The organism is Microbulbifer sp. MLAF003, assembly GCF_030012965.1.
Taxonomy (GTDB): domain Bacteria; phylum Pseudomonadota; class Gammaproteobacteria; order Pseudomonadales; family Cellvibrionaceae; genus Microbulbifer; species Microbulbifer variabilis.
Genome location: NZ_CP120232.1, coordinates 4,223,750 through 4,235,388 on the forward strand (window position 1 = coordinate 4,223,750; position 11,639 = coordinate 4,235,388).

Here is an 11,639-nt window from a genome sequence, read left to right on the forward strand (position 1 = left end):
CATTGTAACCTCTGTAGCGGAGCAACAGCAGCGGCTCAACACAACAACAATACCGGGAAATCACTTTGAGTAGTCCCTCCTCCGTCAGCAATACTCTCACCCTCCAGCACCATGAGCTATTGCGTATCTGCGCTATTTATCGCCTGGCAATTGCACTTGTGCTGCTGGGGGTTTTCTACTCTGATATTGGCGCCGGAGCGCTGGGTGCTCATCTGCCAGGCCTATTTCTTTACACAATAGCGATCTACACCCTTCTCAACTTCAGCTGGCTGGTCTTCTTACGTCAGAAAGCCTATCAAGTAGGGGTCGGTCAGATTGAGATGATCCTTGGCTGCGATATCCTGGTATTTTTGTTGCTCATCGAGGCCAGTGGCGGTCTCAGCTCCGGTCTCGGTTATCTACTACTCGTTAATTGCTCCATCGGCTCTATTCTTCTCGACCGCCGAATGAGCGCCTTCTTCGCCGCAATCGCCAGCCTAGGGGTATTGGGTTTACAACTCTACAACCTAATGTCCGGGCAAGGCACAACCAAAGATATTGTCGCCGCGGGAGGCCTCGGCATACTGCTTTTTGCGACTGTTAGCGCACTCCAATATCTCTCCGCGCGCATACGCAGTGCCAATCTGCGCGCTGATCAGCAAAGCCGACAAGCAGCACACCTGCAACGGCTGGCACAACAGATTATCGAACGCATGGGGACAGGGGTGCTGGTGATGGGCCCCACCAGCCAACCCGAACTTATTAACAGGGCTGCACGTCAACTTTTGGGCTGCCACCTACATTCAGAGAAGGAAAAATCTGATGCATTACGCCAAGCGATCCGAGACTGGCGTAACAATGGCAGTACCAGTAGCACTTTACTGCAGTCAGAAACTGGTAATGAAGTACAACTCAATTTTACCAACCTTCAGCATGACAGCGGTTGCAGTACGCTGGTATTCGTTGAAGACAACCGCAAATTGGCCGAGGCTGCCCAAAAACTCAAACTCGCTTCTCTAGGACACCTTACAGCTTCTATCGCTCACGAGGTGCGCAACCCCCTCTCCGCCATCAGCCATGCAGCACAGTTGCTATCAGAGTCCCCACAATTGCGCGAAGAGGACCATTATCTGACCGACATCATTTGCCGGCAAAGTCAGCGAGTAAACCAAATCATCGAAAATGTAATGCAGCTATCACGCAGGCAAGCAGGGGCACCGCAAGAACATAACTTGGCTACCTGGTTGCAACAGTTTATCCAGGACTTTAGTGCCGGTACCAAAAGTGGAGACCAAGTACAGCTGGAGCTTCCTGAGCAAGCACTTTCAGCGCGGTTTGACGCGGCTCAACTTACTCAGGTGATGACCAACCTCACAGATAATGCCCTTCACCACTCCCAAATAGCCACCGGCAAGCGATTCGCAGTAGTCAGTGCTCAATACAACCAAGAACGTGCCTGTACCCAAATAGATGTTAAGGACAGTGGCCCAGGTGTGCCCGAAGAACATAAATCAAAGATTTACGAGCCATTCTTCACCAACGGTAGTGGTGGTAGTGGACTGGGACTATATATTGCGAAAGAACTGTGTGAGACAAATAAGGCGAGCTTGTATCATTGCCGCAGCGATGACGACAAGAGCTGCTTTAGAGTTGAATTTGCTCACTAAATAAGTGTGACTTGATCTTACTCAGAATTTTTTCCCAAAGTTTCGACGATTATTCGCAAAGAATTTCTGCCATAATCAGAACCGGCGCCCTTGCCTCTAATATCAACAAAACAAGAAAAGACAGGGAATTGATGCTACCTCTGGCCCTGGTTGTCGATGACGAACCGGATATTTGCAAGCTGCTCACCCTCACTTTGCAGCGCATGAACGTGGACTGCCATACCGCAGCCAATCTCGTGCAAGCAAAGAAATTACTTACAGAAAATCGTTACGATTTTTGCCTTACAGACCTTCGCCTACCTGACGGTGACGGTCTACAGTTGGTTGAGCATATTCAAACTGGGATACACTGCGAATTGCCCGTAGCCGTTATCACCGCACATGGCAACATGGATACTGCAATCAAGGCACTAAAACTCGGGGCATTCGACTTTGTCAGTAAGCCCGTAGACCTTGAACGACTGCGTAACCTCGCCCAACTGGCCCTACGACTGAATCAGGACCAGGTACGAAACACCAATCAAAATAACGTCAGCGAGCACTTGCTTTTGGGTGAAGCTGAGAATATGCGTAGACTACGAGAGCAAATCGCTAAAGTAGCTCGTAGCGATGCACCGGTCTACATCAGTGGCGAATCTGGTTCTGGTAAAGAGCTGGTTGCTCGTGCAATTCATGCCCAAGGAGCTCGAGCAGATAAGCCGTTTGTACCCATCAACTGTGGCGCTGTACCTAAAGAATTGATGGAGAGCGAGTTTTTCGGTCATAAGAAGGGCAGCTTCACCGGAGCCCATAAAGATAAATTAGGTCTACTACAAAGTGCTCAAGGTGGTACTTTGTTTTTAGATGAGGTTGCAGACTTACCACTTGAAATGCAGGTCAAACTATTGCGCGCGATACAAGAAAAGCGCATTCGACCTATTGGTGCAAACCAGGAAGTTCCCATTGATGTACGTATTCTCAGTGCAACTCATAAAGACCTTGGCAAAGAAGTCAATGAAGGAAGATTTCGTAACGACTTATACTATCGCATCAATGTAATTGAAATCTCAACACCACCCCTGAGAGAACATTTAGAAGATATCCCGCTACTAGTAGACGTAACAATGCAGCGCATTGCTAGTGATTCTGGAATCCGCCAACCAAAAGTAGCCCCTGAAGCAATAGCTTTATTACAGAGTTACACCTTCCCTGGGAATGTTCGTCAACTGGAAAATATCTTGGAGCGGGCTTTTGCACTATGTGATGAACAGGAAATCTGTAGCCGTGACTTATTCCTAGAACACGATAAAAAAGCCTCTAAAGATGAAGGTTTCACTGCCAATTTAGAGACGCCTAAAAACTCAGCCCCCCTCAAAACGCAGGATACTTTAATCCTAGTCTTTACTCATCTCTAGATGAGTTTCTTCAAAACATTGAAAAAGAGGCTATTGAAACAGCTTTGATGAAAACTCGCTGGAACCGGACTGCTGCTGCAAAAAAACTCGGTATTAGCTTTAGATCCCTACGCTATCGTTTAAAAAAGCTCGGACTTGAAAGTTAAATTCTCAATAGTTAAATGGCCGTGCTGTAATCAAATGTAATTGGTTTTTATCTATTCCGCGGTATTCTAATGCAAGCTCAAGAGCGAGAAGCTTGCACCATGAAAAAGGCCGCGGGATTTACCCTCTCAGAGTTACTCATTACCCTGACTATATTAGCTATTGTTACCACAATGGCGCTCCCCTCATTTACTGATTTTATAAAACGCTATAAAAGTAAAACCAAACAATTTGAATTATTTGAACTATTGATATTAATGCGCTCTAAAGCCTACTATGAGAAAATCAGCTACACGCTCTGCCCACTTGGGCAAAGTAAAGAATGTGGCGATAATTGGTCTAATGGTGCGTTATTGTTTCCTGATCATAATGGCAATGGCTCCATAGATCAGGGGGAAAGCATTGAAAGGAGATATGAGCCTATAGAAAATGGAGCTTCGCTCAACTGGAATGCCTTTAACAATAAAGGCTACCTAATCTTTAAACCAAATGGCGAAACACCCTCTCAAAGTGGAAACTTCTCCTATTGCCCCGCCATCGGTGGAGCAGAATATGGATGGATCATTATCCTCAATACTATCGGCCGCCCCTATTTTGCAAAAGATAGGGACGGCGATGGCATAGTGGAAAATGGCAGTAGGAAAAATCTGACCTGCCCTCAAAACTGATCAGCAGGTTTTGCTCCAGCATGAATCTTTCGAGTCAATCCCATCATTATCTCGATCCCAAGTCCTTTGACCACTTGAGCTAAGCAATAGAACTCCATCATCGGCTTGACCAGATATGGGAGTGGCCGTAAGGATATAAGTACTCGGATCAGTCCCAACTGTAATTGTCAGGTTATACTTTGGGCTCCCCCATCCAAAGGTACCTGTGCGGGAAATATCCCTGGAGTACCATCGTCTCCTCCACCATTTGCAGCTCCGGCATAACTTCCATTCTGGGTATAGTGTTTCTCCATCGCCTGTGCCAACCCCATCAATGCACCCTGCGCATCTGCCCTGCTGGCCGTGCGAACATGGTCGACATAAGAAGGCCAGGCAATTCCAGCTAATATCGCGATTATCGCCACTACAATCATCAACTCAATAAGAGTAAACCCTGACTGTCTCTTCATAGTTTCAAGTTACCATAATAATTTAAATTTTCCCGGCAGTACTGGGGCGCACTCATAATTGGTCATTAGCCTTAAAAGGGAGTAACTTCTTCCCAGGACAAGCGTCCAATGCGGCCACCACCCAAGGCCACAACTGGTCGGACATAATTGTCACCATTACTATCCGGAGTAATTTCAAGGACCCCATCGCCAGTTGGGATGTAGCTAGATGTATTAGGAGCCGCATTAGATCTGAACTCACCAGCGTACCCATAATCATTCTTGTCAATAACGCCATCATTATTAGCATCGTAAACCGCCTCAGGGGGGACCAAGCCTCCCCAGAGGTCAACCGACATCAACCAGCCACTACCACCCGCCGCACAAACTTGGCCGCTGGGAATCATCGTATTGAAAAAGATTACATGCCCCAGCAATGCGGGCTGGGCAATTACTCGCTCCCCGCCTTCTAAACTATTTCCAGTCTCAAGTGAAATGTACCAGCCTGATGTTTTATCCCAGTCAATTTCATCGCCAACTATCTTACGCTGACGAATACCACCAAAAGTCTCTTCTTTTAGAGTACGATCAATTAAATTTGACTTGGTAAGACCATATTTACCATTGTCCGACACCGCATAAAAACCACCCGGATTAATGTCAGCAGTATCGGTATCCACCAAATATTGTCCTGTGCCGAATGCCACCAGTAATCCCGGTCCTGTCTCATCTTTGATGTTTCTAGCCACAACCGGTGTAGTGGTTATCGCCTCTCGTTGATCATTAGTACTAGGGGCTACACTAAATAGTGGCTTTGGTGTTCCCCCTCCTTTTCTACTGACCACGAATTTTCATTTGAACTTGAAACGTCAAAAGCCCACAGATTCCCATGTAGATCACCGGCATAAATTCGGTCTACAGTACCGTCCAAATTTGTGTCTATTATTGCTGGAGTAGACATACCATTTATATCGGATACTGAGCCTGAGCCCGTAGAAAGGTAAGCATATTTACTGGTTGTGCTACCAGGGCCATCTAGGCCATCAAGGTAAACAATAAAGATTCCCGCATCTCCTGTCGCACTATTGTAACCATTACCAAATATAGCTGCCCACTCACCGTTAGGCATCCTGCCTATTTGAGCACGGCTATAGGTATAGCCAAGATTACTATCATCCTCATCTGAGAACTCCCACATCACTATTTTCTCAGCATTTTGCTCTGTGAAAGCACTTGGGTCAGTTACATTTAGCGCATAATAACCTTTGCCACCGGCGCCTAGGCCCCCTACTAGGACCGTCTGCCAACTCTCACTAGCGCCGTCACTGATATATACATCCGAAACAGTCGGAGTGCCATCTACATAAAACCGGTGGTTATAATATTGAGAGGTCAGCGGATGAAGGCCCTCATTATCATCTGTACTCAATAAAATTGACGGAGAATATGCAATAAGTTCCTTGCCTGCATCCGGTATATTCACAGTATCCACACTAGCATTGAAGCCATGGAGAAAGCCATCATTAGCGCCTACATATACCACTGGTGTACGATTTTTATGGGCCGCAATAAATGCTGAATAAGCCGATTTTCCGGGGAAGGATGCATAGGACCACTTTCCATCAGGAGCCCCTACATAAACCGGGGTGGAATTCACAATATCCCCCAGGCGGCTATCACGCTCTCTAAAGTCTCCTTCCCCAACACCTTCCTTAGAACGGTCTCCACGCAGGTAATCAATTCTATCTGAGACTCTGCCATCATCCACAGCATCACTAATGTAACTATTGAGGGTTAGATCCAGTGCGTGATCTGTACCAGAGGTGCCAACTCCCGCAGCAGTAAAAGGCACACCCTTGTTGTCTCGGTATGTCAGTATTACTCTAGTATTAATATCTGAAATCGAATCGAGAATGGAACTGGCTTCCCAAATAGGATCATCTGATAAGTTACCAGAAGTATCTATATCCCAGGCTGATAGTTCTCCATTCCATTTTCCACTATTATATTTAGCCCCAAATACTGCGGACCCACTTTCAATAACTGTGGAATTCAAAGCTACTGCACTTGAGCTACCAACTATAGAGCGGACATCTTTAAATATTTGGTTAAATGTAAGTTGCAATTCGGCGGCATTATCTGCAGAGTAGACTTTTCCTTTCCCTCCTTTCCCTAATTTTCCTGAATTAATCATTTCTTTGGAGTCATCCAAGCCTTGGTTAGCAAACCCTATCAAGTAACTTGTGATATTATTTATCTCTGGTTTGCCATCAGGCTTTATCAAATCCGGACGCAGATCAATATCATAGAGGGCTTTGACCACGTCATCCATTTGCTGCGATGTTGTACAAGTCTCAGCTGTACAAGTTGTATCATAATCTTTTAAATGAGAGCTAATACTATTGTCTGAAGTCGGTGCCCCATCAGTAAGGGCGACCATAAAACTTTTTTGACAATAGTATTGGATAGCAGAACTCTCTACTTGATTAGTAGGTTTATCCACTCCATTCCAGTTTATAATCGTACTCGTGTTCCCATTATTACTTGTTGATCCAGAAAAAATATCTGAGGCCGACGCTGTCTTCGCATTACCAGGTGAAGCTTCATAAGATAATTCAGATCCTTCGTAACCAGATATAAAATATCGCCCCACACCCGTAAAAGTCTCGGCAAGAGGTGTATTCCCACTCGCCCCAACATCTGCCACAACATCAAGAATATCTTGGCTATTATCGTCGGTGAGGCTTGTCAGCCCCATTAATAATTTTCCACCATGGTTTCCATTAAACTGCATTAAACCTATACGCACGCCTTCCAACCCAGAAATTAGATTCTGAGCAGCAGTCTTCATTATGTCAGTACGGCGTATATCTAATTTAGACCGTCTAGCCTCACCATCATCAGTGATAAATTTTGCAGCTGTAAAACCGCCAGTTTCTCTGTCTTCAGAAAAAAACCAGTTTAAAAAATGGCCACTCGCATAATCTTTATTAAACCCATTTGGAATCTTATAGTCAGCAGCATCTACACCAACACTGAAATAAGTACTATTATTTCCTCCTCCAGCTGCATATAGCCATGCGGTATACTGCTCATCTTCATCAAAGCAATCGCCATTAGTATCCCACGTACGCCAATCACCCGTTGCGATTACAGAACCGTTATATCGCTCTACTAATCGAAACTGAACATTACCACTGCTTACATTTACACGATATTCAACCTCATCATAATGTCGAGTGGAATAACTTCCATTACTATGCCGATATGTATATTCTGTTGAGACAGGATTATTACAATTAAAACTTGAAGGGTTACTGGTGCTGTAACCATCTGCAGGAAGAACCATTTCTTCCATAGATCCCGAGGAATCCAGCACAAACATAATATTGGGCTCAGCCGACCCCCGCGAGTATAAAGGCACATCAGATAGCTCCCCTGGCGCAGCAGATGAATGTGTTGCCAATATCATAAAAAAGGCGGCACTTAATGAACGCAATGGGAAATATTGTTTTTTTTGATTTTTTATTTTCACAGCAAAGTCCTCAAAACTCTTTTCCATATAAAGTAACAATAATCCTCTCGGTACCGCTGTTACCTACCCCGCGACTGACGATCTTAAATACTTCGACAATGGTTTCCTCACCACCGGTTTGCCCCACACCAATATTAATATCACCAACGTTATCACTTGAGGCCAACCCGAACCTTTCGATATACATCCGCCCTTTCATTTTTTTCCATTGGAATCAAGCATGTAAACTTCTCTGGCAATGGAATTACTGTTTTCCCAGGTTTCCTCTGCAAATATATCTTCAGGGCCCTCACCCTCATTATGCTGCCAGGCGGCTGCCCCAAAATCGCTACTTTTACCAAGCGCGTTTATTTCTTGCTCGCCAAAACGAGCCATGGATTCGGCAACTTCCAGAGCGACTTTCGCATCTCGTGAAGCCGAGGTCATTCGCTCCCCCATCAAAACCCCACGAGCCCCAGAAATGCCAATTAACGTTAAAACCAAAAGAATAATCAGGCTGACCATCAGCACTGCACCTTGCTGATTCTTTATTATCCCCATTACATGCTTCCTCTATTACGCACCTTGACCGTAGCAACATACAATTTGCGCAGCAGACCATCATCGTATTCTTTTTTACTACCATCCAGGCGTGTAATAGTCTGCTTATCGACCCCAGCGACACTATCACTGGATACCAATAACTCTATTTTTATTGCAGTTACTTCAGCCATGCTTATAACATCATTAGCAGTCTGCCACTGATTAACGATACCGTTACCATTCGTATCTACACCATATGATACCTGCATATCATCTATTCCGGGGACGAGCTCCTGAACATTTCGAGCCTCATCCTTCATAAATAAAGAATTAGTATCCTGAGCACCTGAGGCGATAAAAAACACTTTTTCATAAGGGGTAAGAATTTTTGAATCAACCCCATACTCCTCTTTGAAAACTATTCCAGCTGGATAATTCAGTTTTTTATGGCCAGCTGTTTCAGTAGTACTCAAAACAGTAAATACACTTCCAGATTTACAGTTTGACACTATGACGATATCGTTATTTTTAATTGGGCAACTATCACTAACAACAATATCCCCTTTATCTGTACCATTTAGCATTCGCCCTTCTCCAGCACATGCATCTTCAGCGCCACTAAGGGTCAAAATGTCTGTTCCCTCGATAACTGCGATATTTTCAACCTTAGTATTAGTGGCAACATTGTCCTGACCAGCCACGCCAATATCATCCCCACCAATACTTGAATAAAATTTATCTGCAGAAGCAGACAAATTTTCTATATTTTTATTTTCAGCACATCCCCAAAAGTCGGCTTGGCGAATTTCTTTGCTGAGCATATCAACTGCAAAACGCCCACTTTCCTGCACTCTTGAAAAGCCATTCTGCATACGCAATGTATCGCTGTTGCTCTGGAAGATCTGCAGGACACCAAGTAGTAATAAAGAGCCTAATAAAATACCAATCATCAGCTCAATCAATGAAAGACCTCGCTGCGATATAAATAAATTCATAATTTACAGCTCCACGCTCATTTCAAAAATCGCATCATCTAAATCAGCTTTACTACCAGCATAATCTTCCCCTGTATGCTGTTCCTTCCAATTGATAGTTACCGTAACTTGCCCCCCGTTACTTACAATTTCCCCTGTCGCGCTGGGTAGGTTATTGGAAAGTAATAGTCCCCACTCATATAAATCCAAGCCTGCCAGCTGTGAGGGTTGACAGCCACTACTGCAATCTGGGGAACTACCAACACTCGAACCTATATCGGAACTATCATAATCCCCCGACTTAAAGCCGGTGGGATTAGCTCTCATCCGCTCAATAATTTCCTGTGCTGCCAGAGCTGCCATATAACGATGATGCGAACCATTACCATTTTTTAGACTCATCATTTGGGTCGAGGCTAATCCCAACAAACCAATTGCGAGAACTAAAACAGATACCAGAACTTCAATTAATGTTGCGCCGCTTTGTTTATGCATTGGCAGACCCTCCGCTGCAGTCAGCAGACTTTATTAGTCGTAATGCCCCAGAAGCTAATAGCTCCAATCGGCGACCATAATCTCCTTTTCGATCATCACAAAGATTAAGCATTAATGGGCTTACCAAGCTACTCTCACCTCGGGCATTAAATGAAAAAGCTACATTTTTCAACGCACCGCTATTTAACTCTGCGGCAAGCGTTATCATTGCTGGATCAACTTCCAAAACCCGCAACTCCGTGTCACCGCTGCCAAAAGCACCATTCCCATCAACATCAATCCAGACTCTGAGGCCACCTTTTACATCACCATCAATTGCCGATACCTGAACTGCACCTCTATGCCGCACAGCTTCAGAACGTGCATATTGCAAAGTGCTGCTCAAGTCATTTGTCATTGTTGACATACGATTGTTATCTATAAGCGTGCTAAAGGACGGAACTCCAACGGCGACAATTATGCCTAGCACAGTAACTACAACCATCAGCTCAATCAGGGTGAAACCCTGCATTCCTTCAGGATTATTCATGCTGCTTTACCTTTAAAAACAGGCTTGTGGCCCAGTAGAATCGATAATTTCAATACCAGTAGCTCGCTTCAATTAATAAAGACAAACCGCATCGACTACACACGGCTACACCACTCTAGGCATGTATTACCTTACGGGGTGCTTAGAAGCTAGACGGCCAGATATCAATATCGCTAAACGCTATCTATAACGTATGTATATCAATTTATCATTATGCATTGAGCGATGGGGTCGAGGGTTTGGTCAGTTGCCGACAGGCGGCTTCACTAAAGCGACGGGCGGGCAGTTAAAAACAAGAGGGCTGAGAAATGGAAGAGCTGCGTATTAACGCAGCTCTTTGGGAAGGAAAAACGGATGTTCTCTTCGCACCCATCCATCTCTTCGGGCAGATTAGCCCCAAGTTCTTGCAGCCTCGTGATCACTTCTTGTACCAATACCTCTGGAGCGGAGGCGCCGGCAGTGATACCAATGGATTGCTTACCAACAAGCCAATTGGCATCGACATCTGCCGCTCCATCAATCAACTTAGCACTAGCACCACATCGCTCAGCCAATTCACGCAAGCGATTAGAATTAGAACTGTTGGGACTTCCTACCACCAGCACCAAGTCACTTTCCAGAGCCAGTTGTTTGACTGCATCCTGGCGGTTCTGTGTTGCATAGCAAATATCGTCTTTACGTGGGCCACGAATGTTGGGGAAGCGTAGTCTCAGGGCGTTAATTACTCTTGCGGTATCGTCCATCGAGAGTGTTGTTTGGGTAACATAGGTAAGATTGTTTTCATCTTTAACCTGCAATCTGGCCACATCCTCTTCATCTTCGACCAAATAAATTGCACCCCCGGTCGTATTATCATACTGGCCCATGGTGCCCTCAACTTCCGGGTGTCCGGCATGGCCAATCAATATGCACTCAGCACCGTCACTGCTGAACTTGCTGACTTCAATATGCACCTTAGTAACCAGTGGGCAGGTGGCGTCAAAGACGCGAAGTCCACGGCTTTCCGCTTCCCCCTGCACCGCTTTGGATACTCCATGGGCACTGAAGATAACGATAACATCGTCCGGTACTTCCGACAGCTCATCCACAAACACGGCACCGCGCTCGCGCAGGCTTTCAACCACAAACTTGTTATGTACGACTTCATGGCGAACATAAATGGGCGCACCAAAAACATCCAGGGCTCGATTGACGATATCTATCGCACGATCGACTCCGGCACAGAAACCGCGGGGATTAGCCAGTCGGATTTGCATCTTTACTTCAATACTCTCTAGATAATCAGCTCAGCGTGAAACCCGGCC

General features: G+C 45.3%; 11 protein-coding genes and 1 pseudogene. 3 read left to right on the forward strand and 9 right to left on the reverse strand.

Annotation, left to right across the window (positions count from 1 at the left end):
• Positions 1-65 precede the first annotated feature (65 nt).
• The 3 genes and pseudogenes from P3339_RS20175 to P3339_RS20185 all read left to right on the forward strand — a co-directional run bounded on the left by P3339_RS20175 (position 66) and on the right by P3339_RS20185 (position 3,852).
• Positions 66-1,646, forward strand: coding sequence for a two-component system sensor histidine kinase NtrB (locus P3339_RS20175; protein WP_020411451.1), 1,581 nt, complete (start codon positions 66-68; stop codon positions 1,644-1,646).
• Positions 1,647-1,777: 131 nt separating this feature from the next.
• A pseudogene (locus P3339_RS20180) lies at positions 1,778-3,186 on the forward strand (sigma-54-dependent transcriptional regulator).
• A gap of 69 nt (positions 3,187-3,255) precedes the next feature.
• A complete protein-coding gene (locus P3339_RS20185; RefSeq protein ID WP_020411449.1) occupies positions 3,256-3,852 on the forward strand; it encodes a GspH/FimT family pseudopilin in 597 nt (198 codons plus the stop codon).
• A gap of 167 nt (positions 3,853-4,019) precedes the next feature.
• Here P3339_RS20185 and P3339_RS23645 read toward each other — a convergent pair whose 3' ends face one another.
• The 9 genes from P3339_RS23645 to ispH form a co-directional block, all read right to left on the reverse strand.
• A complete protein-coding gene (locus P3339_RS23645) occupies positions 4,020-4,301 on the reverse strand; it encodes a type IV pilin protein (RefSeq protein WP_353056852.1) in 282 nt (93 codons plus the stop codon).
• A 71-nt stretch (positions 4,302-4,372) separates the two neighbouring features.
• Positions 4,373-5,125 carry a pilus assembly protein gene (locus tag P3339_RS20195; RefSeq protein ID WP_282951715.1) on the reverse strand — a complete coding sequence of 251 codons (753 nt, stop codon included), beginning with the start codon at positions 5,123-5,125 and terminating at the stop codon, positions 4,373-4,375.
• A complete protein-coding gene (locus P3339_RS20200; RefSeq protein ID WP_282951716.1) occupies positions 5,077-7,842 on the reverse strand; it encodes a PilC/PilY family type IV pilus protein in 2,766 nt (921 codons plus the stop codon). Before P3339_RS20200 ends, P3339_RS20195 begins: the two co-directional genes overlap by 49 nt.
• Positions 7,826-8,002: a hypothetical protein gene (locus tag P3339_RS20205; protein ID WP_282951717.1), complete on the reverse strand. Its 177-nt coding sequence runs from the start codon at positions 8,000-8,002 to the stop codon at positions 7,826-7,828. The genes P3339_RS20200 and P3339_RS20205 overlap by 17 nt, the downstream gene beginning before the upstream one ends.
• 8 nt (positions 8,003-8,010) lie before the next feature.
• The gene (locus P3339_RS20210) at positions 8,011-8,355 is read right to left on the reverse strand and encodes a PilX N-terminal domain-containing pilus assembly protein (RefSeq protein WP_282951718.1); all 345 of its coding nucleotides are present in this window, start codon (positions 8,353-8,355) and stop codon (positions 8,011-8,013) included.
• A complete protein-coding gene (locus tag P3339_RS20215; protein WP_282951719.1) occupies positions 8,355-9,332 on the reverse strand; it encodes a PilW family protein in 978 nt (325 codons plus the stop codon). The genes P3339_RS20210 and P3339_RS20215 overlap by 1 nt, the downstream gene beginning before the upstream one ends.
• Before the next feature lie 3 nt (positions 9,333-9,335).
• Positions 9,336-9,806 carry a type IV pilus modification protein PilV gene (gene pilV / locus P3339_RS20220; protein ID WP_282951720.1) on the reverse strand — a complete coding sequence of 157 codons (471 nt, stop codon included), beginning with the start codon at positions 9,804-9,806 and terminating at the stop codon, positions 9,336-9,338.
• A complete protein-coding gene (locus P3339_RS20225; RefSeq protein ID WP_282951721.1) occupies positions 9,799-10,335 on the reverse strand; it encodes a GspH/FimT family pseudopilin in 537 nt (178 codons plus the stop codon). Before P3339_RS20225 ends, pilV begins: the two co-directional genes overlap by 8 nt.
• A gap of 266 nt (positions 10,336-10,601) precedes the next feature.
• Positions 10,602-11,591, reverse strand: coding sequence for a 4-hydroxy-3-methylbut-2-enyl diphosphate reductase (gene ispH / locus P3339_RS20230; protein ID WP_282951722.1), 990 nt, complete (start codon positions 11,589-11,591; stop codon positions 10,602-10,604).
• Positions 11,592-11,639: the final 48 nt, after the last annotated feature.